This is a genomic window from Actinomyces israelii DSM 43320, from assembly GCF_000711965.1.
GTDB classification, from domain to species: domain Bacteria; phylum Actinomycetota; class Actinomycetes; order Actinomycetales; family Actinomycetaceae; genus Actinomyces; species Actinomyces israelii.
Genome location: NZ_KL544003.1, coordinates 119,324 through 139,329 on the forward strand (window position 1 = coordinate 119,324; position 20,006 = coordinate 139,329).

16 protein-coding genes and 1 pseudogene are annotated in these 20,006 nt (G+C 72.4%); 10 read left to right on the forward strand and 7 right to left on the reverse strand.

All coding sequences use genetic code 11. The features are described from left to right. Window positions 1–25: 25 nt before the first annotated feature. Window positions 26–1,342 carry a CapA family protein gene (locus O145_RS15670; protein ID WP_084682682.1) on the reverse strand — a complete coding sequence of 439 codons (1,317 nt, stop codon included), beginning with the start codon at window positions 1,340–1,342 and terminating at the stop codon, window positions 26–28. 148 nt (window positions 1,343–1,490) lie between these two features. Here O145_RS15670 and pgsA point away from each other — a divergent pair, with 148 nt between their 5' ends. The 6 genes from pgsA to O145_RS15700 all read left to right on the forward strand — a co-directional run bounded on the left by pgsA (window position 1,491) and on the right by O145_RS15700 (window position 5,597). After that, a complete protein-coding gene (pgsA, locus tag O145_RS15675) occupies window positions 1,491–2,198 on the forward strand; it encodes a CDP-diacylglycerol--glycerol-3-phosphate 3-phosphatidyltransferase (protein WP_043564660.1) in 708 nt (235 codons plus the stop codon). Then, the gene (locus O145_RS15680) at window positions 2,195–2,710 is read left to right on the forward strand and encodes a CinA family protein (RefSeq protein WP_043564661.1); all 516 of its coding nucleotides are present in this window, start codon (window positions 2,195–2,197) and stop codon (window positions 2,708–2,710) included. The genes pgsA and O145_RS15680 overlap by 4 nt, the downstream gene beginning before the upstream one ends. Before the next feature lie 133 nt (window positions 2,711–2,843). Beyond that, window positions 2,844–3,266, forward strand: coding sequence for a helix-turn-helix domain-containing protein (locus tag O145_RS15685; protein WP_404975981.1), 423 nt, complete (start codon window positions 2,844–2,846; stop codon window positions 3,264–3,266). 155 nt (window positions 3,267–3,421) lie between these two features. Further along, on the forward strand, window positions 3,422–3,655 hold the full coding sequence (locus O145_RS15690) for a DUF3046 domain-containing protein (RefSeq protein WP_043564664.1): 234 nt from the start codon (window positions 3,422–3,424) through the stop codon (window positions 3,653–3,655). Window positions 3,656–3,876: 221 nt separating this feature from the next. Beyond that, window positions 3,877–5,103 carry a recombinase RecA gene (gene recA / locus O145_RS15695; protein WP_043564666.1) on the forward strand — a complete coding sequence of 409 codons (1,227 nt, stop codon included), beginning with the start codon at window positions 3,877–3,879 and terminating at the stop codon, window positions 5,101–5,103. After that, entirely contained in the window at window positions 5,103–5,597 is a 495-nt protein-coding gene (locus tag O145_RS15700; RefSeq protein ID WP_043564668.1) for a regulatory protein RecX, read from the forward strand. Before recA ends, O145_RS15700 begins: the two co-directional genes overlap by 1 nt. A gap of 27 nt (window positions 5,598–5,624) precedes the next feature. Here O145_RS15700 and O145_RS15705 read toward each other — a convergent pair whose 3' ends face one another. Beyond that, complete coding sequence (locus O145_RS15705) at window positions 5,625–7,502, reverse strand: phosphoenolpyruvate carboxykinase (GTP) (protein ID WP_043564669.1); 1,878 nt, start codon at window positions 7,500–7,502, stop codon at window positions 5,625–5,627. 284 nt (window positions 7,503–7,786) lie between these two features. Here O145_RS15705 and O145_RS15710 point away from each other — a divergent pair, with 284 nt between their 5' ends. Next, a complete protein-coding gene (locus O145_RS15710) occupies window positions 7,787–9,523 on the forward strand; it encodes a formate--tetrahydrofolate ligase (RefSeq protein ID WP_043564671.1) in 1,737 nt (578 codons plus the stop codon). 167 nt (window positions 9,524–9,690) lie between these two features. On the opposite strand, the gene gcvH is transcribed toward O145_RS15710, so the two are convergent. Genes gcvH through gcvP form a run of 3 tightly spaced genes read right to left on the reverse strand, consistent with a single transcriptional unit; the run spans window position 9,691 to window position 14,425 of the window. Next, window positions 9,691–10,083 carry a glycine cleavage system protein GcvH gene (gene gcvH / locus O145_RS15715; protein ID WP_043564673.1) on the reverse strand — a complete coding sequence of 131 codons (393 nt, stop codon included), beginning with the start codon at window positions 10,081–10,083 and terminating at the stop codon, window positions 9,691–9,693. Between the two features lie 35 nt (window positions 10,084–10,118). Beyond that, entirely contained in the window at window positions 10,119–11,426 is a 1,308-nt protein-coding gene (locus O145_RS15720; protein WP_043564675.1) for a glycine cleavage system aminomethyltransferase GcvT, read from the reverse strand. Then, the gene (gene gcvP, locus O145_RS15725; RefSeq protein WP_229118636.1) at window positions 11,423–14,425 is read right to left on the reverse strand and encodes an aminomethyl-transferring glycine dehydrogenase; all 3,003 of its coding nucleotides are present in this window, start codon (window positions 14,423–14,425) and stop codon (window positions 11,423–11,425) included. The genes O145_RS15720 and gcvP overlap by 4 nt, the downstream gene beginning before the upstream one ends. Before the next feature lie 1,048 nt (window positions 14,426–15,473). On the opposite strand from gcvP, the gene O145_RS15730 reads away from it, so the two are divergent. After that, window positions 15,474–16,220, forward strand: a complete 747-nt coding sequence (locus O145_RS15730) for a hypothetical protein (RefSeq protein WP_043564677.1) — start codon at window positions 15,474–15,476, stop codon at window positions 16,218–16,220. Window positions 16,221–16,284: 64 nt separating this feature from the next. On the opposite strand, the gene O145_RS15735 is transcribed toward O145_RS15730, so the two are convergent. Then, window positions 16,285–17,244 (reverse strand): tetratricopeptide repeat protein, encoded by a 960-nt coding sequence (locus tag O145_RS15735; protein WP_043564679.1) that lies wholly within the window; start codon window positions 17,242–17,244, stop codon window positions 16,285–16,287. A gap of 140 nt (window positions 17,245–17,384) precedes the next feature. Here O145_RS15735 and miaB point away from each other — a divergent pair, with 140 nt between their 5' ends. Together miaB and O145_RS15745 are read left to right on the forward strand one after the other, a co-directional pair. Then, on the forward strand, window positions 17,385–19,040 hold the full coding sequence (gene miaB, locus O145_RS15740; RefSeq protein WP_043564681.1) for a tRNA (N6-isopentenyl adenosine(37)-C2)-methylthiotransferase MiaB: 1,656 nt from the start codon (window positions 17,385–17,387) through the stop codon (window positions 19,038–19,040). A gap of 86 nt (window positions 19,041–19,126) precedes the next feature. Beyond that, window positions 19,127–19,501, forward strand: a complete 375-nt coding sequence (locus O145_RS15745; protein ID WP_043564683.1) for a PH domain-containing protein — start codon at window positions 19,127–19,129, stop codon at window positions 19,499–19,501. A 397-nt stretch (window positions 19,502–19,898) separates the two neighbouring features. On the opposite strand, the pseudogene O145_RS19995 reads toward O145_RS15745, so the two are convergent. Next, window positions 19,899–20,006 (reverse strand): annotated as a pseudogene (locus O145_RS19995) (integrase core domain-containing protein); the annotation flags it as partial.

The following is a 20,006-nucleotide window of genomic DNA, read 5'->3' on the forward strand; positions in this document are numbered from 1 at the left end:
GGGGAGCGGCCCGTCCCGCCGGGCCTCAGCCGCGCGGCACCACCGTCGGCTCCGGCCCGGTCATGGCGGGCACGTCATCGGAGTAGGTCTCCATGTTGAGGAAGGTCGTCGCCGCGTCCCACCGGTTGGCGAGCTCCTCCTCGCTCAGGGTGCAGCCCTCGGGGACGCTGCCGGCATGGGCGGCCGCCAAGTCTATCATGTGGTGGCCGTTGTTGTCGACGGTGAAGGGGTGCCAGTGCAGGGCGTCCACGTGCACCTCACTCGCGCCGTCGGCGGCCTGACCGACGGTGACATCGACCCACACGAAGGTGCCGGTGCCCGCCAGCGCGTTGCCCAGCTCGGGCGACTGGTTGGAGATGAAGTTGCCGGCCGAGTACGACACCCACATGCCTGCGCCGCCAGGGCCGCCCTTGAGGAGCTCGTTGGTCTGCGGCACGTGAGGGTGCGCGCTGAACAGGACGTCGATCTCGCCGGTGTCGGCGATGGCCTGGGCGTACTCGGTCTGCTCGGCCACCGGGTCGGAGGTGTACTCCTCGCCGATCTGGGAGTGCAGGACGACGATGTCGGCTCCCGCCTCGCGGGCCGCCCGCGCCTGCTTGGCGGCCCAGTCGACGTCATTGAGGTTGACCGCCCACTGCGGGTCGGCGGTGAAGCCGTTGAGCCCGTAGGTGGTGGACAGCTCGGCGACCCTCACTGTGCGGCCCTCGCGCTGGAGCTCGTAGATCTGGTAGGGCCTGTCCGCCTCCGCCTGGGTGCGGTTGGTCCCGCTCCAGCCCATGCCGGCGTCCTGGAGCGCGTCGGCGGTGGCGATGACGCCGTCCATCCCCTGGTCCCAGGAGTGGTTGGAGGCGGTCGCGCACCCGTCCCAGCCCGTGCTCTTCAGGGCGGTGACGACGCCCGGCAGGGTGCCGAAGGTGGGGAATCCGGAGACGACGCCGGTCGGGGAGACGGGGACCTCCATGCCGCACAGGGCCAGGTCGACCCCGCTGGTCCAGGGCCGGGCCGCCGCGGTCAGCGGTGCGATGTCGCCCTGCCCGTCCTCGGTGTCGTCCATGACGGGCACGTGCATGAGCACGTCGCCGCCGTATCCGATCGTCAGGTGCGCGTCGGGCGGCGGCGTGGGGGAGGGGCTCGCCGCGGGCTCCTCGGACGCCGTGGCCGCCGCCGGGTCGGTGGCGGAGCGGGCGCAGCCGGTCAGGAGCCAGGCGCTGGCGGCACCGGTCCACACCAGGGCGACGACGGCGACCACCGCGAGCGGCCCGGTGCGCCGTCGGCGCGCCCCAGGGATCGAGGGCCGCGCGGGGTCGCCGAGCCGAGAGGATTCAGAAGTGTGAGAAAACATACGTCTCAGGGTAGGGGCTCGGCCACGCCGTTGAAAGGACTTCGAGCGGAAGACTATGTCCTGGCCCACACCCGGCATCGCCCGTGCGCAACCGCCGTCGTGCCGCGCCTGGGCTGAAGAGGGCGCTCACACCGTTAGGCTTGTCCCGATGAACGCCACTCCGACGCCCCCCGACCGTGAGGGCTGCGAGGGCTGCGAGGGCTGCGAGGACCATGGCGATCGTGATGGCGCTGCCGCCGGAGTCCCGGCCCCGCAGGGCCCCTCAGCGCCGGGCCGCGCGCCCCTGCTCAATGTCGCCAACGCCCTGACCGTGCTGCGGCTCATTCTGGTGCCGGTCTTCATCTGGCTCATGCTGAGCCCCGGCGAGGCGACGAGGCTGACGGCGACCCTCGTCTTCATTGTCGCGGCCTTCACCGATCGCCTCGACGGGCAGCTGGCCCGCTCGTGGGGCCTGGTGACCAGCTTCGGCAAGATCGCCGACCCGATCGCGGACAAGGCCCTGACCCTGTCAGCCTTCCTCCTGCTCTCGGTCGCAGGCGGCCTGTGGTGGTGGGTCACCATCGTCATCATTGTGCGCGAGCTGGGCATTACGGTGCTGCGCTTTGTCATGCTGCGGCGCGCCGTCATGGCGGCCTCCCGCGGCGGCAAGCTCAAGACGGTGCTGCAGATGTTCGGCATCGTCGGTCTGCTGATGCCCTGGGGCATGCTCCTGCCCGACGCCATCGCCGGCGGGATCACCGCGCTCGCCTACGTCATCATCGCCGGCGCGCTGGTCGTCACCGTGGTCACCGGCGGCGACTATGCCGCTCAGGCCTGGCGCATCGCTCGGCGGACGGCGGACGGAGCTGGACGATGAGCCCCGCCGATGGCGCCCCCCGGGCCTCCACCCTGGTCGAGGCGGCCCGCTGGCTCCTGTCGAGCGCCGAGAGCCGCGGCCTGACCGTTGCGGTCGCCGAGTCCCTCACGGGCGGCGAGGTCGTCTCGACCCTCGTGAGCGTCCCGGGCGCGTCGGCCGTCGTCGTCGGGGGCGTGGTCGCCTACGCCACGCGGATCAAGGCCCAGGTGCTCGGGGTCGACGAGCGCCGCCTGAAGCGCACCGGCCCGGTGGACGGCGAGGTCGCCAGGCAGATGGCGAGCGGCGTGGCCGCGCTCATGGGAGCCGACCTCGGGCTGGCTACCACGGGCGTGGCGGGCCCCGGGCCGGCCGACGGCCACCGCGCGGGCACCGTGCATGTGGCGGTGGTCTCGCCGTGGGGCGAGGTCTCGCGCGAGCTCCACCTGGACGGGGACCGCATGCAGGTGCGCGACGGGGCGACCACGGCGGTCCTCGCGCTCGCCGCTGCCCTGCTCGGTGCGGCCGAGACCTGATTCCTCAGCAGGGAACCTGTCGGATACCCAGGTTTCTTCCAGGATCCTCGGCTTTGATGATCCTGCCGCCGGCGAGGCGCACAGCCCCACGGCGGCGGGAATGAATCTCCGCAGTGAATGGTTGCACCACACGATGAATAACGCGACTCACCCCCGCACAACCCGACCCGCTCGACCGGTCGGACGCGCGCCGATGCGCCCGGCCGTCAAGGCTGGACGCGGTGCGGCTGCGGACGCCACCGCCAGCAAGCACGAGAACGTCCTCCTGCGCCGTGAGATCGGCGAGGTCCTGCGCTCGGTGCGTCAGCACCAGGGCCGTACGCTCCGCGAGGTCTCCGGCCAGGCCAGGGTCTCGCTCGGATACCTCTCGGAGGTCGAGCGCGGCCAGAAGGAGGCCTCCTCCGAGCTGCTCGCCTCCATCTGCCAGGCCCTGGAGGCCCCGCTGTCCGTGGTTCTGCGCGAAGTCTCCGACCGCATCGCCGTGACCGAGGGCGTGACCATCCCGGACACGGTCCCCGACGAGCTGGTGCGCCAGCAGGGCGTGCCCCTGCGCTGATCGCGCACTGCGCGCGACCAGGTGACCAGGCAGTTCTGCCTCCGGTGCCGTCCGCGGCGCCGGAGACGGCTGGGCCTTCGCGCTGCAGGAGGGCGCGGGGCGCGGCCCGCCTCTTCGCCCCACGGGCGCCTGCGCGCACGCGACAGGGATCCCACATGAAGCACTCCGAGTTCTGGAAGGCAGTGGAGACCGTGCACGGCTCGGCCTACGGGCGCTCTCTCGCGCAGGACCTCGTGGTGCCGGGCCTGGGGGCCACCTGCGTGGAGGCGCTGGCGGCAGGGGTGCCTCCACGCGAGGTCTGGCACGCCCTGTGCGATGAGACGCAGGCTGGCGACGCGGACCGCTGGGTCTTCCGGGAGGATGTTCGACGGCGACCATCCCGGCGGTGAGCGACACGTCATCATCCCGGCTGGGATTCGAACACGTGTTCGGCTACACTGGTCCACAGACGACGTTCGCGCGCCCGGTGCCCACAGGGCTCGATAGGGAGCGGTGAAACATGTCGGTGGTCCGGCATAACGTCGTTCGTGAGCCCCGGAGAGGGGACCTCACCACAGGACCAGCCATGACCGCCGCGGCGTCGAGCCGCCCGAGAACCCGAGGTAGACCCATGCCCGTCGCCACCCAGACCAAGGACCGGTCCAAGGCCCTGGCCACCGCACTCGCCCAGATCGACAAGTCCTTCGGCAAGGGGTCGGTCATGCGCCTGGGGGATGACACCCGCCCGCCCGTGGCCGTCATCCCCACCGGCTCGACCGCCCTCGACATCGCCCTGGGGATCGGCGGCCTCCCGCGCGGCCGCATTGTCGAGATCTACGGGCCGGAGTCCTCCGGCAAGACCACCGTCGCGCTCCACGCCGTCGCCAGCGCCCAGAGGGCCGGGGGCAACGCCGCCTTCATTGACGCCGAGCACGCCCTCGACCCGGTCTACGCCAAGGCTCTGGGCGTGGACACCGACAACCTCCTCGTCTCCCAGCCGGACACCGGCGAGCAGGCCCTGGAGATCACCGACATGCTCATCCGCTCCGGCGGCCTGGACATCATTGTCATCGACTCCGTTGCCGCGCTCGTTCCCAAGGCGGAGATCGAGGGGGAGATGGGCGACTCCCACGTCGGCCTGCAGGCCCGCCTCATGAGCCAGGCGCTGCGCAAGATCACCGGAGCGCTCTCGTCCACCGGCACCACCGCCATCTTCATCAACCAGCTGCGGGAGAAGATCGGCGTCTTCTTCGGCAGCCCGGAGACCACCACCGGCGGCAAGGCCCTGAAGTTCTACGCCTCGGTGCGCATCGACGTGCGTCGCACCCTGACCCTCAAGGACGGCGACCAGCCCGTGGGCAACCGCACCAAGGCCAAGGTCGTCAAGAACAAGATGGCTCCGCCCTTCAAGCAGGCCGAGTTCGACATCCTCTACGGCCAGGGGATCTCCCGGGAGGGCGGCCTGCTGGACCTCGGCGTCGACAACGGCATCATCCGCAAGTCGGGGGCCTGGTACACCTATGGCACCGACCAGCTCGGGCAGGGCAAGGAGAACGCCCGGACCTTCCTGAAGGACAACCCCGAGCTCGCCGAGGAGATCGAGAACAAGATCCTGGCCGCCCTGGGCGTGGGCGAGCCGGGGCGCAGGGCCAAGGAGGAGGCCGCTGCCGCCGCCGCGCAGGCCGATGCCAAGGCCAAGGGCCCCTCCAAGGACGACTCCGCCGGTTCCGCCGGCCCGGCCAAGGACAGGGACTCGGCCGCGAAGGGCGCCGTCAAGACCGCCAAGAGGCGCACCAAGAAGAACGCCGCCGAGCTGGACATCGACTCCGCCTTCGGCGAGGACGCCGGCGGCTTCTAGTGCCCTGGCTCACCGCCGATGAGCACCAGGAGGAGGTAGAGGCTGCACGGGACGTCGTCCTGCGGCGCCTCGACCGCTCGCCCGCTCCGCGCGCGGCGCTGGCCGACCTGCTGGCGCGCAAGGAGGTCGCCCCGGACATCGCCGAGGAGGTCCTCGATCGGCTCGAGTCCGTCGGACTCGTCGACGACGCCGCCTACGCCGCCGCCCTGGCGCGCACCCGCTTCGCCGAGAAGGGCGCCGCGCGCCGGGCCATCGCCGAGGAGCTGCGGCGCAAGGGCCTGGGGGAGGACGACATCCGTGCGGCCCTGGGCCAGATCGACTCCGACGACGAGGCGACCGCGGCCCTGGCCCTGGCGCGCAAGAAGCTCGCGGCCACCCGGGGGCTCGAGCCCGCGGTCCGCCGGCGCCGCGCCCTGGCGCTGCTGGGCCGCAAGGGCTACTCCCGCGAGGCCGCCCTGCGCGCCCTCGACCGGGCCCTGGCGGAGCAGGGCTGAGGGGTCGCCGGCGCGCAGGGCCGCGGGTCAGGCCCGGCGGCCTGGACCGCCGCTCGCCTCCTCATCCAGGGCGGCGCGCACGCGCCGGTGCGCCTCCCAGATCTCCTCGGGCAGGCCGTCGAACTGGGCGAGGTGCTCCTCGCGCAGATCCATCTCCCGGCGCCAGCGGTCGGCGTCGATCTCGAGCAGGCGCTCCAGGTCGCCGCGGTCCCCATCGAATCCGTCGAGGTTGAGCTCCTCGACGCGCGGGACCAGCCCCACCGGGGTGCGCACGCCCTGGGCCCGGCCCTCCTTGACGTCGATGAGCCACAGCAGGGCGCGCAGGTTCTCCCCGTAGCCGGGCCACAGGAAGCGCCCGTCGTCGGGGTCGCGCTGGAACCAGTTGACGTGGGCGAAGATCGGCGTGTGCTCGGCGGCGCCCAGCACGTCCAGCCAGTGGCGGGCGTAGGCGCCTTCGGGGAAGGACATGAAGGGGCGCATGGACATGGGGTCGTAGCGCAGGCGCCCCTCGGTTCCCTCCGCGGCGAAGGTCGCCTCGGCGCCCAGCGTCAGGCCGTCGTAGACGCCCTCGGCCAGGTCCGTGATGGCGCGGATGAGCGGCTCACGGTCGCGGCAGCGCCCGCCGAAGATAATGGCGTCGATCGGCACGCCCTCGCTCCGCTCGTAGTCCTCGGCGATGTTCGGCACCACGGACAGGCGGGCGGTGAAGCGAGAGTTCTTCTGGGACCACAGGTCCTCGTCGGCGCCGGAGCGCTGGTGGTCGGCGGGGCGCTCGGAGACGAGCTCGTTCTTCCAGTCGCGCCAGCCGGTCACGTCGTCGGGGTAGTCGGGGGTCTTGCCCTCCCACCACAGGTCCTTCGTGCCCTCATGGTGGGCGACGTTGACGAACAGGGTGCCGGTGCCCTCGGCGATCGCCCTCATGGCGTTGGGGTTGGACTCCCAGCTGGTGTCCTTGGCCACCCCGAAGGTCCCGTACTCGGGGTTCATGCCGTAGACGCGCCCGTCCTCGCCCACGCGCAGCCAGACGATGTCGTCGCCGTAGAAGTCGACCTCGTAGCGGTCGCTGAGCGCGGCCGGCGGCAGCATCATGGCCAGGTTGGTCTTGCCCGAGGCCGAGGGCATGCCCCCGCAGACGTGGTAGGTGCGGCCGGTGACCCTGTCCCGGATGCCGATGAGCATGAACTGCTCGCCCATGAAGCGGCCCGAGGCCCAGCCGTCGTAGGAGCCCTGGCGCAGGCCGTGGGCGATCTTGCCCAGCAGGGCGTTGCCGCCGTAGGCGGAGCCGAAGTGCAGGATGGTGCGGTCGTCGGCGATGGTGGCGAACAGCCGGCGGTCCTCCTCGGTGCCCTGGCCCAGGGCCTCCAGGTCCCCGGTGGCGTGGACGGCGCGCACGAAGAAGCCTGGGTCGTCCAGGTCGTTGAGGTAGCCGGTGCCCACGCGCGCCATGCGCAGCATCTGGAGGACGACGACGCGGTTGTCGGAGAGCTGGACGCCGACGGCCCAGCGGGCCAGGGGCGAGCCGGGGGGCGCCATGAGGTAGGGGACGACGTACATCGTCCGGCCGGTCATGGCGCCGCTCATGCGCTCGACCTGCTGGGCGCGGACCTCGTCGGCGTCGCGCCAGTTGTTGTAGACGCCCCTGTCAGCGGGGTCGTGGGTGGCCACAACCGTGCGCTCCTCGGAGCGCGCGGTGTCCTTGGGGTGGCTGTGGGCCAGGTAGCGGCCGGAGCCGGCCTCCATGATCTCCCCGGCGTCGAGCGCCTCGGCGAGAAGGCGCTCGTCGGCATCCGAGTCCACGACCTCGATGCGGTCGGGGGTGAGGATCTGGGCCCATTCGGTGACGAACTCGTGGACTGAGGGGTTGGTGATCCCCGCTCGGGCGAGGACCTCGGTGGGATGCGTCATGAGAACTCCAATCGTTGAGCGGGTCCCGTCGGGCATCGTCGCCCAGGTGCCCGACGGGCCCGTGCCCGATCCTATGCAAAGTTTCGGGTATGCGAAAATCTGAACGCAGCCTGTGCATTGCCGCCAGCGGGCTCCGGGAGCCGCGTCGCTTGCACCACCCGCCCCACCGCCGAGATCGGTCCGGTTCCGGCTCGAGATCGGTTCACATGACCGATCTCGGCGCGGAACTCGACCGATCTCGACGCGCCCGGAGCCTCCCGGAACCACTCCTCTACGCTTGGTCCATGAGCGAATCCGACCGGGACGGCGCCCGGACCGCCCCCGACCTCCGCGACCTCGCCGCTCGGGCCGGCATCGGGGCCGAGCACGTCATCCCCTACGGCCGCGACGTCGCCAAGATCGACCTGGGGGTCCTGCGGTCCGGCGAGGCCACGGCGCCCCGGGGCGCGGGCCACTACGTCGTCGTCACCGGCATGACCCCGACGCCCTTCGGCGAGGGCAAGACGACCGTCGCCATCGGAGTGGCCCAGGCCCTCGCCCGCCGCGGCGAGCGCCCCGTGCTCACCCTGCGCCAGTCGGCGATGGGCCCGACCTTCGGCATCAAGGGCGGGGCGGGCGGCTCCGGCAGGGCGCGCATCCTGCCCGCCGAGCGCATGAACCTGCACCTGACCGGCGACTTCCACGCCGTCACCGCCGCCCACAACCTCCTGGCCGCCGTCATCGACAACCACCTCCACCACGGCAACGAGCTGCGCATCGACGAGCGGACCATTACCTGGCCGCGCGTCCTGGACGTCAACGACCGCGCCCTGCGCCACATCGTCACCGGCCTGGGCACCCGCGCCGACGGCGTCACCCGGCAGTCCTCGTTCGACATCACCCCGGCCAGCGAGGTCATGGTCATCATGTCCCTGGCGACGTCCCTGGCCGACCTGCGCGAGCGGCTCGGCCGCATCGTCATCGGCCGTGACGCCGACGACCGGTGGGTGACCGCCGAGGACCTCCGGGCGGCGGGGGCCATGTCCGCGATCCTGCGCGACGCTCTGGCCCCCAACCTCCTGCGCACCGGCGAGGGCGCACCGGCCCTGGTCCACACCGGGCCCTTCGGCAATATCGCCACCGGCTGCTCCTCGGTCCTGGCCGACCTTGTCGCGGCCCGGGGCACGGCCGGGACCGCGCAGCGTGCGCCGGGCTACGTCCTCACCGAGGCCGGCTTCGGGGCGGACATGGGCCTGGAGCGCTTCATCGACCTCAAGTGCGCCGTCTCCGGCATGCGGCCCGAGGCCGCAGTCCTGGTCGTCACCGTGCGCGCCCTCAAGGCCCACTCCGGCCGCTACCGCCTCGCCAGCGGCAGGGACCTGCCCGCCGAGATGCTGGCTGAGAGCGTAGAGGACGTGCGGGCGGGCGCGCCGAACCTGCTGCACCACCTGGGGATCGTGCGCGGCTTCGGCCTGACCCCGGTCGTGGCCGTCAACATCTTCCCCACCGACCACGACGCCGAGGTCGCCGAGGCCCTGCGGATCGTCCGCGAGACCGGCGCCCGGGCGGCCGCCGTCCGCCCCGTGACCGACGGCGGCGCCGGCTGCCGCGAGCTCGCCGACGCCGTCGTCGAGGCCTGCGACCGGGCCCGCCGGGCCGGGGCGCCGCCGGTCCGGGCGCTGTATGGCCCCGAGGACGACCTGCGCACCAGGATCGGCAGGGTCGCCGCCATGTACGGGGCCGACGGCGTGGACTACGCGCCCGCTGCCGCGCGCTTCCTTAAGCGCTGCGAGCGCGACGGCTTCGGCCGCCTGGCGGTCGTGGTGGCCAAGACCCCGCTGTCGCTGTCGCACGAGGCGACCCGCAGGGGCGTGCCGACCGGCTGGCGGCTGCCGGTGCGCGAGGTGCGGCTGGCCGCCGGCGCAGGCTACGTCTACGCCCTGTGCGGCGCGGTCTCGACCATGCCCGGGCTGCCGAGCCGGCCCGCAGCCGAGCGCATCGACATCGACGCCGCCACGGGGGAGATCCTCAACCTGCGCTGAGTCCGGGCGCGCAGCAGGGGCGCGGCCGCGCATGCGAGTCGCCCCGAGCCCCGGCCGGGACTCGCCGAGATCGGTCGTATTCCGGCTCGAGATCGGTTCACATGACCGATCTCGACGCGGAAGTGAACCGATCTCGACGAAAGGGGAGGCGCGGGCGGCTGCAGGGCTCAGGCGGGGGCGATCTCGGCGTCGAAGCGCTCGGCGTACTCCTCGGGGCTGAGCAGCTCGCCCTCCCCGGTGACCTCGACGGCGAACAGCCAGCCCTCTCCGTAGGGGTCGGTGTTGATGACGCTGGGGTCGTCCACGACCGCATCATTGCGGGAGGCGACCGTGCCGGTCACCGGGGAGTAGAGGTCCGAGACGGCCTTGGTCGACTCCAGCTCGCCGCAGACCTGGCCGGCCTCGACCTCGGCGCCGACCTCGGGCAGCTCGACGAAGACCACCTCGCCCAGGGCGTCGGCGGCCACCGCCGTAATGCCGACGCGGGCGGGCGCGCCGGCGTCGATCCACTCGTGCTCGGCCGAGTACCGCAGGTGGAGTCTAATGTGCTGACGGGGCATATCGGTTTCCTTTCCTCTCAGGACGGCTGGCGGCGTCAGCGCGCGCGCCGGTAGAAGGGCGCGGCGACCACCCTCATGGGGTGGGTCCGGCCGCGCACGTCGACATCGAGGGCCGTGCCCTCCGGCCACCCCGGCTCCTCCGGGGAGGCGGGCACCAGCAGCGCCAGGGCGATCGGGTGGCCGAGGGTGGGGGACAGCAGGCCGGAGGTGACGACTCCGACGCGCCGGCCCTCATGGTCGCGGACCTCGCAGCCGGCGCGGGCCGCGCGGCGCCCCTCGCCCGCCAGGGCCACGAGCCGCCGCGTGCCCTCGGAGCCCTCGCGCGCGGCGCGGGCCGCCAGCGCCTGCCTGCCGACGAACTCGGGCTTGTCCAGCTTGACGACGGCGCCCAGCGAGGCGTCGTACGGCGTGGTCTCCTCGGTCAGCTCGTGGCCGTACAGCGGCATCCCCGCCTCCAGGCGCAGCGAGTCGCGCGCCGCCAGGCCGCAGGGCGTCAGCGCCGGGAGCGGCCTCCCGCCGGCGTCGTCGTCCCCGGGCGGCAGGGCCGCGGCGCGCCCGGCGATGACGGTCCACAGGTCGACGGCGTCCTCGGCGCCGCAGAACAGCTCGAAGCCGTCCTCGCCCGTGTAGCCCGTGCGCGCCAGCAGGATCGAGTGCCCGGCGGCAGCGGCCCGCACCGCGGCGTAGTAGCGCAGGCGCCGCAGGATCGTGGGCCCGCACAGCACATCGGGCCCGCAGTCCCCGCCGTCGTCGGGGGCGCCCTCCTCGGGGCGCAGCGCCGCGGGCATCCCGGCGCCGGAGCCGATGACGCCGCGCAGGATCTCCTCCGCGCGCGGGCCCTGGACGGCGATCAGCGCCATGGTCAGCGAGATATCGGCGACCTCGCAGTCGAAACCGGCGCAGCGCGCCGCCAGCTCGGCGGCCACGCGCTCCCGGTTCCCGGCGTTGGGCACGACGAGGTACTCCTGGTCGCCCACGTGGTAGACGATGAGGTCGTCGATGATCCCGCCGTCCTCGGCCACGATCATGGTGTAACGGGCCCGGCCGAGTGCCACCTTCGAGATCCACCCCACCAGGGCGTGGTCGAGCGCGGCGGCGGCGCCGGGGCCGGTCACCTTGACCTCGCCCATGTGGGACAGGTCGAAGATGCCGGCGCTGCGGCGCACGGCATGGTGCTCGGCGAGGTCGGAGGCGTAGCGCAGAGGCATCTGCCAGCCTCCGAAGTCGGTGAAGGAGGCGCCCGCTGCGGCGTGCACGGAGTGCAGGGGCGTGGTGCGCACCGTACGCACCGTGCGCGCGGTGGCGGACTCCCGGGTCTCCTCTGGGGGCCTGTGCTCGGTCATCGTTCCTCCTCTGATGTCAGGACGGCGGTGGGCCGGGCGGTCAGCGCGGCCGATACGGCCGGGGCGGCATTGTCGGGCGCGGGGCAGGTGCACCTCAGGTGACGGTCCCCCCAGGCGTTGTCAATGCGCGAGACCGGCGGGAAGTACTTGTCCCGCACCAGTGACGGCTCCGGGAACGCGGCCCGGCTGCGGGGATAGGGGCGGTCCCACTCGTCGGAGGCGACCTGCGCGAGCGTGTGCGGGCTGCGGCGCAGCGCGGAGTCCTCGACGGCGGTCCGGCCGGCGATGACCTCGTCGATCTCGCCGCGGATGGAGCGCATGGCCTCAACGAAGCGGTCCAGCTCCTCGAGCGGCTCGGACTCGGTGGGCTCGACCATGAGCGTGCCCGCGACCGGGAAGGACAGGGTGGGGGCGTGGAAGCCGTAGTCGATGAGCCGCTTGGCCACGTCCTCGGCGCTCACCCCGGAGCGCGCCGTCAGTTCGCGCAGGTCGAGGATGCACTCGTGGGCGACGTACCCGCCCGGGCCCGAGTACAGGGGCGGGAAGCAGTCCCGGAGCCGGCGCGAGAGGTAGTTCGCGTTGGCGACCGCGGACAGGGTCGCCCTGCGCAGGTCGGCGTCATCCAGCAGCGCCAGGTAGCTCCAGGCCAGCGGCATGACGCCGGCCGAGCCGAAGCGCGCCCCCATGACCGGGGCGCCGCGGAAGCCGTGGTCCGCGTCGGCCGCCTCGGGGGCGGGGGAGCCCGACGGGCCCGCCGGCAGGTAGGGCGCCAGGTGCTCCTTGACGGCCACCGGCCCCACACCCGGCCCGCCGCCGCCGTGCGGGACGGCGAAGGTCTTGTGCAGGTTGAGGTGGGAGACGTCCCCGCCCAGGTCGCCGGGCCGCAGCAGCCCGGCCAGAGCATTGAGGTTGGCGCCGTCGATGTAGACCTGGCCGCCGGCCTCGTGGACCAGGCGGGTGACCTCGCCGACCTGCGGCTCGAACACGCCGTGCGTCGAGGGGTAGGTCAGCATGATCGCGGCGAGGCGGTCGCCGTGCTCGGCCAGCGTAGCCCTGAGGTCGTCGACGTCGATGGAGCCGTCGGGCGCGGTGGCGACCACCTTGACGGCCAGGCCCGCCCCGGCCGCGGAGGCGGCGTTGGTGCCGTGGGCGCTCGCGGGCACCAGGCACAGGTCGCGCCGGCCCTCGCCCTTGTCGCGCAGGTAGTGCCTGATGGCCAGCAGGCCGGTCAGCTCGCCCTGGGCGCCCGAGGCGGGCTGGAGGCTGACGCGGTCGTAGCCGGTCAGGGCCGCCAGGCGCTGCGAGAGCTGGGCGAGCAGCAGCCGCCAGCCCGCCGTCTGGGCGGCGGGAGCGTAGGGGTGGATGCCCGCCAGCTCGGGGACGAGCCAGAGCGCGGACTCCGCCGCCGCGTTGAGCTTGAGGGTGCACGAGCCCAGCGGGATCATAGTGCGGTCCAGGGCGAGGTCGCGGTCGGCCAGGCGGCGCAGGTAGCGCACGAGCGCGGGCTCGCTGCGGTAGTCGTGGAAGGCCGGGTGGGTCAGGAAGGCGCTCTCGCGCACCAGGGCCGGCGGCAGGGGGAGGGCCCGGGCCGGTGCGCCGTCGTCGGGGTCGGCGGGCCTCCGGCCGGTGAGGGCCCCGACGACGACGGCGACGTCCTCATCGGTCGTGGTCTCGTTGGTGGACAGGCCCACGTGATCGGCGTCGAGCAGGCGGAGGTTGTAGCCGAGCTCCTCGGCGCGGGCGACCGCCCGCTCGGCGGCGCCCGGCACGACGACGCTGAGGGTGTCGAAGAAGCTCTCGTGCTCGATGCAGAGCCCCGCCGCGCGCACCCCGGCGGCGATGCGCGCGGCCTGGGCGTGAGCGTGGCCGGCGATCGCCCTGAGTCCCTCGGGGCCGTGGTGGACGGCGTAGAAGGCGGCGACGACCGCGAGCAGCGCCTGGGCGGTGCAGATGTTGGAGGTCGCCCTCTCCCGCCGGATGTGCTGCTCACGGGTCTGGAGGGCCAGACGGTAGGCCTCGCGGCCCTCGCTGTCCCGGGAGACGCCGACGATTCGGCCGGGGACCTGCCTGCGGAGACTGTCGGCCACAGCCATGAAGCCGGGGTGCGGGCCGCCGTAGAACAGGGGCACGCCGAGCCGCTGGGCGCTGCCGACAGCGACATCGGCGCCGACGGCGCCGGGCTCCCTCAAGACGGTCAGGGCCAGGGGGTCGGCGTCGACGGCCGCCAGGCCGCCGCGCTCGTGGACCGCGGCGATCGCCCCGGCCAGGTCCCGGATCGCTCCGCGCGTGGTCGTGTGGGCCAGGACGGCGCCCAGGAGCTGCTCCCCGGGAGCCGCCGAGCCGTCCTCAATGGCCGCTGGCCCGGCGGTCAGCGCTCGGATCCCGAGCGCCTCGCAGCGGGCCAGCGCCACCTCGATGCACTGGGGGTGCAGGCCGCAGTCCAGGACGACCGGGCGCCCGGCGGCCCTGCGGGACGCCCGCGCCATGAGCAGGACCGCCTCGGCGACCGCGGTGGCCTCGTCCAGCAGCGAGGCGCAGGCCACCGGCAGGCCGGTCAGGTCGCTGATGAGCGTCTGGAAGAGCAGCTGGGCCTCGAGCCGGCCCTGGCTGATCTCCGCCTGGTAGGGCGTGTAGGCCGTGGTCCAGGCCGGGTTGCCCAGCACGTCGCGGGAGATGACGGCGGGTGTGAAGGCGGGGTGGTAGCCGCGGCCGATCATCTCGGTGTGCGGCTCGTTGAGGGCGGCCACTGCCCGCAGGGCCTCAATGGCCTCGGGCTCGGACAGGCCGCCGGTGGCGGTGGAGGGCTCGCTGCCGCCGGGCGGGGGCAGGGCCGGCAGGCCGGCGGGGACGACGGCGGTGGCCAGATCCTCGAGCTCGTGCAGGCCCAGGGTGGCCAGCACGGGATCCTGGCGGTCGCCCGTGGCGCCGATGTGGCGCAGGACGAAGGGGACGTGGGGAACGGCGTGTCGTCGAGCCATGAGGACCTCCGGTCGGAGCATGAACCGGCCCACATCCTAGGGGACGAGCCGGGGCCCTCGTGAACGGATGCGCCAGCGCGCCGTGGCGCCCCGGCACCCGTTAGGCGCACGCGCATCGGAGTGCGCGGTCTCAACCCTCTCCGGCCCGAGATCGGTTGTTCTCCGGCCCGAGATCGGTTCAAGGGGCTCAGCGGGGCCCGTCGCCGGGCCTCCATCAATCCTTCGGGGCGCTCCGGGACACCCGAGAGGCGGACATCAGTCGGAAAAGGTGGCTCCCACGCACTTTTAGCACCGGCCCCCGCCCCGCTCTCGCCGCAGAACCGCGGAATCACGCCGTTCCCCGCTGCGCCCAGGATCGGCGAACGCCTTAAAAGTGCGTGGGAGCCACCTTTTTGAGGGGTCGCAGCCCGCGGCGGACGTCAGGCGGGCCCTCGACCTCGGCCGGCCGGGCCTGTTGCGGGCCGCGTACTGAACGACTACGCGGGAGGGCGCGAGCGCGGGTCGGGAGACTCTGCTCGGCGCGGTTGCGCTCCGCCGCGTGTGGTCGCAGTCGGTGCTGCCCGAGGTCGCGCGCCTGTCCCTGGAAGCGGTTGGGAGCTTCGGATCCGCGCCGCGTTGGAACCAGTCGTCCGGGCCCTGGATGGGGAAGCGCCCCTCGTTGGCGAGCCTGAGGTCAGGTATCGTCCGTATCATGAGTACTGACGCTGGCCGTCAGCCTGTCCCGGGCCGTTCTCATGACGGGCCCTCCCACAGGCCTGGACGTACCGGCGCGTCTCGGGTGGGTCGACGCGCCGCCCTGGTCGGCGGCGTGGCCCTCCTCGGGGCTGCGGGGGTCGGGGCGGTCGCCGTGAGCCAGGGGATTCTCCGACCCCCGTGGCATCGAGGGTGCGGGTGCGTCATGCCGCCGCCGCCTTCGCCTGCTGCCGGCGTTGAGTCCTTGCGGGACGCCGTTGAGGCCTATGCCCGTTCTCGGAGCCTTGCTGCCACAACCAGACTCGAAGGCGCCGGTGTTGCTTCCAAGGTCGTCCTCTACCGCAGTTCCGAGGAGGGCGACGCCGATGCGGAGGATATGGGCGCCTTCCTCACCGGGCTCCACGCGGAGGTCTCTGACGAGATCGCCGGCGGGCAGGGCCTGTCCGTCGATGTCGATCTGCGATGGACCAGCGGGGGCGAGGACCAGGCCCTCACAGCCGGCCTCACAGGCGCCACGGACTCGGCTCGTCTTGGGGCGTGCGTGGCAATCGCCGTCCCCGTGCTCGTCGATGGAGCGGGCCAGGCTGACATTACCGACGACACCCTGTCCTGCTACCTCGGGGGAGATCCTGCTCCTCAGGCGGTGCCGGACGGCAGGGGCCGGCGCGTCGGCTGGATGCTCGCAGCGCCTGCGAGCCTGCCCGAGAGCGTGCTCTTCAAGCAGGTCGCCTTGAGCCGCCTCACGGCCACTATTGAGATGCGGGCCGGTGGGGACCTGTCCGCCCTGCCGATCGACGGCCTCTCCGACAAGGCCTGGGAGGCCGGCTGGACAGATCTCACGGTGCAGGACCTGGCCCCCGGTGCGTCCGTCCTGGTCGAGAGCAGCTCCCAGGGGCGCAGCGGCCCCCTTCAGGTCGCCGATGTCCGCGGCGTCCTGGAGCAGGCGCGATCGGGGAGCTGGGCGCGTCGCATCATCTTCAGGGGCGACGTCGGCACCGACGACCCGGGGGCCGCCTTCGACTGCGACGACGGCGCCCTGTCTGTGCCGGATCCGATGCCTACGATCGACGGCATGCCCCTGTCCGCCGAGCTGTCCGAGGGGCTCCTCCGCGATCTCGGCTAGGGCGTGGGAGGCGAGTGCTCTTCAGGTTCTGGGGGCGAGCCGCCCAGGTGAACCGCGTGTCGCATCAGCCCCAGATGGTGAGTGCGATGAAAGCGACTGCTGAGCCCAGGATGGTCGTCCATAAGAGGGCGATCTTGCCGATCTGCTTGATCACTCCATGGCTATTCTTGAAGGCGGAGCGCCAGGGGTGCTCTCCGAGCGACGCCGCTTGGACGGACGAGGTGATATATCTCATTCCGGAGTGCGCCGAGAGGCCGAAGACGATCAGGAGGGCCACGACCAGACACCAGATCGGGAGTGCGGACTTCGTGAATGTGAACAGCAGCCTCGCCAGGACGAGGACTGGCATGACGATCACCATGAATAACGTGAGCGTGTTCTTGCAGGCCTTGCTGAGAACCTCCGAGAGGTACTGATCCGGCGTCTTGGGCTCTCGGGCCGCAGCCTGTGCAGCCTCCATGGCCTCCATAGCCTCCGTATTGAGCCTGCCCAGCTCCAGCCGAGACTTCTCGTGGTCCGGGTCGAGCTCGAGCGCCCTCTCGAACGCGTGCCTCGCCGCCGCAGGGTTCACGGTCCGGTAGACCATGCCGCGCACGTGGTGGGCCCAACGGCTGTCGGGGGCCTCGGACACGGCAATGTCTGCCGCGCTCGTCGCGGGCCCGGTCTCACCCAGGCTCAGATAGGACAGGGCGAGCAGACCGAAGAGCGTCTCATTCCTGGGGTGGATCCGGATGGCGTCGAACGCGCACTGGACGGCCTCGGCCTCGCGGCCCATCCGGTGCAGAAGCCTGGTGCGCGCGATCAGCCCGTCCAGGCCCTCGGGGCGGAGGGACACGGTGCGGTCCGCACTGTCCAGGGCACGATCCAGGTCGCCGGTCAGCGTGAGCGCCGCAGCCAGCGCCGTCCACCGGTCGTAGTCCTGGTCGGGGCTCTCGGGCTTGACGGTGATGAGCAGCTCGGCGGCGAGGTCGGGGCGGCCCGAGTCGATGAGCCCCCGCGCGCGCCGAATCGTGGGGTGACCCACTCGCTCCTCCTCTTCAGCACTGGACCGCGGGCCGTCACGCAGGCGATGGCCCTCGCGCCGCCCGCCCGGGCGCCGCGGAGGAGGGTAGCACGAGGAGCCGCAGCAGGCGGCCTCCTTCGCCTCCTCTACACTGCCAGGCGATGACCACTCTTGACGCCACACCCCGGCTCGACGCCCGAGGAGCCGCGCCGCGCACCTACCACGTGCGCACGCTCGGCTGCCAGATGAACGTCCACGACTCCGAGCACATGGCCGGCCTCCTCGAGGACGCAGGCTACCTGCGCGTCGAGGACGTGCCCGAGGCCGCGGCCCGCGCCACCGAGGCGGGCGACGGCGGTGCCGACGTCGTCATCCTCAACACCTGCTCGGTGCGCCAGAACGCCGCCAACCGGCTCTTCGGCAACCTTGGCCAGCTCGCCGCCGTCAAGCGCCGGCGCCCCGGCATGCAGATCGCCGTGGCCGGGTGCCTGGCCCAGCAGATGGGGCAGGGGATCGTCGAACGCGCCCCCTGGGTCGACGTCGTCTTCGGCACCCACAATATCGACGTTCTGCCCGCCCTGCTGGAGCGCGCCCGCCACAACGCCGAGGCTGCCGTCGAGCTCGAGGAGTCCCTCAAGGTCTTCCCCTCCACCCTGCCCACCCGCCGCGAGTCCGCCTACGCCGCCTGGGTGTCCATCGCCGTCGGCTGCAACAACACCTGCACTTTCTGCATCGTGCCTTCCCTGCGCGGCAGGCAGCGCGACCGCCGGCCCGGGGAGGTCCTGGCCGAGATTGAGGCGGTCGCCGCCGACGGGGTCACCGAGGTGACCCTGCTGGGGCAGAACGTCAACTCCTACGGGGTCGGCTTCGGGGACAGGGGCGCCTTCGCCAAGCTGCTGCGCGCCGCTGGCGGCGTCGAAGGCATTGAGCGGGTGCGCTTCACCAGCCCCCACCCGGCGGCCTTCACCAGCGACGTCATCGACGCCATGGCCGCCACGCCCGCCGTCATGCCCAGCCTGCACATGCCGCTCCAGTCCGGGTCCGACCGGATCCTGCGGGCCATGCGCCGCTCTTACCGCAGCGCGAAGTTCCTGCGGATCCTCGACGAGGTGCGAGCCAGGCTGCCCGAGGCCGCGATCACCACCGATATTATCGTCGGCTTCCCCGGGGAGACCGAGGAGGACTTCGCCGCCACCCTCGACGTCGTTGAGAAGGCCCGCTTCGCCTCCGCCTACACCTTCGAGTACTCGCCCCGCCCGGGCACGCCCGCCGCGGACCTGCCCGCGGTCCCCGTCGAGGTGGTCAAGGACCGCTACCGGCGTCTGGACGAGCTGGTCCGCCGCATCACCCATGAGGAGAACGTCAAGCAGGAGGGGCGGGTCGTCGAGCTGCTCGTCGCCGAGGGGGAGGGGCGCCGGGACGCGGCGACCGCCCGCGTCTCGGGGCGCGCGGCGGACAACCGGCTCGTCCACGCCGCCCTGCCGGCCGGTCTCGCGGCCGGCGACTACGCCGCGGGCGCTCCGCGGCCCGGGGACATGGCGATAGTGCGGGTGACCCACGGCGCCCCGCACAACCTCATCGCCGACTCCGCTCGCTGCGGGGAGGTGCTCAGCACCCGGGAGCGGGTCGCCAACGACGCGCTGGGCGCCGGGGACCGCGTCTGGTACGACGACGGTCCGGCGCTGTTCCGGGTGCGCCGCACCCGGGCAGGGGACGCCTGGGAGCGGCGCCGCAGCCAGGCGCACACCGCCCCCGAGTCCGACACCGCCCCGGTGAGCCTGGGCATGCCCGCCCTGCGCGTGGGGGCCCCGGCCTGACGGCCTCCGGGGCCCGCAGGGACCCGACCTGCTAGCATCGCGCCGTCGGCGGCAGACGGTGCCGTCCAGAGCGCAATCGAGGCCTCATGGAGACTGCGGCGATCACGGCGTGGACGTTCCATGCGGAGGTGCCGATCCCTCAGGACGTCGGCCAGCTGCTCGTGCAGGGCGAGCGGCCCTGGGCGGCCTTCCGGACCTTCCGCGACACCGCCATCTTCACCTCCAAGCGGCTCATTGTGAAGGACTCCCAGGGCCTGACCGGCAGGAAGGTCGAGATGTACTCCCTGCCCTACTCCGCCATCAACATGTGGTCCTCGGAGAATGCGGGGACCCTCGACCTCAACGCCGAGATCGAGCTGTGGACGCGAGCCGGTCACATCAAGATCAAGCTCGGCAGGGGAGTCGACGTCCGGCGCATCGACCAGCTGATCGGTCACGCCGTCCTCAACAACGGGAACTGAAACGGGCACTGAGGTCGACGACGAGATCCTGGCGGCGGTGCGGGCCCGCCTGTCCTGATCGTTCCGGTCCGGGTCCTCTCGTGCCCTTCTCCCTATGCGGCTGCGGCCGTCGGGGGCGACGTCGTTCTGGGTGGTGGGTGTCTGGGGGTCTGGTGGGGTCTGGCGTCGTTGTTGCCTGGCTGTGACTGGAGATCTTTGGACTGCTGGGCGTGTCTCGGACAGCCCTGAAAGCGGTCTTTCAGGCTGCTTGTCTTACTGCTCGGTGCTCCTGGTCGACCTCGCCCTGCGTCCTGTGCCCCAGGGCGGAGTGGAGTCGTTTCTGCGTGTGTACCGGGCTCGACCTGGGAGGCAATATCCCGGACGGCCTTGCTTCTTGTGGGATACACCATCTGATAGACCCTCTCGTTCTTCAGGGTCGCATTGAACGACTCCGCCCAGGCATTGTCCCAGCACACCCCGGTCCTGCCCACCGAAGGGCGAATGCCGTAGCTCTCCAGGTGCCTGG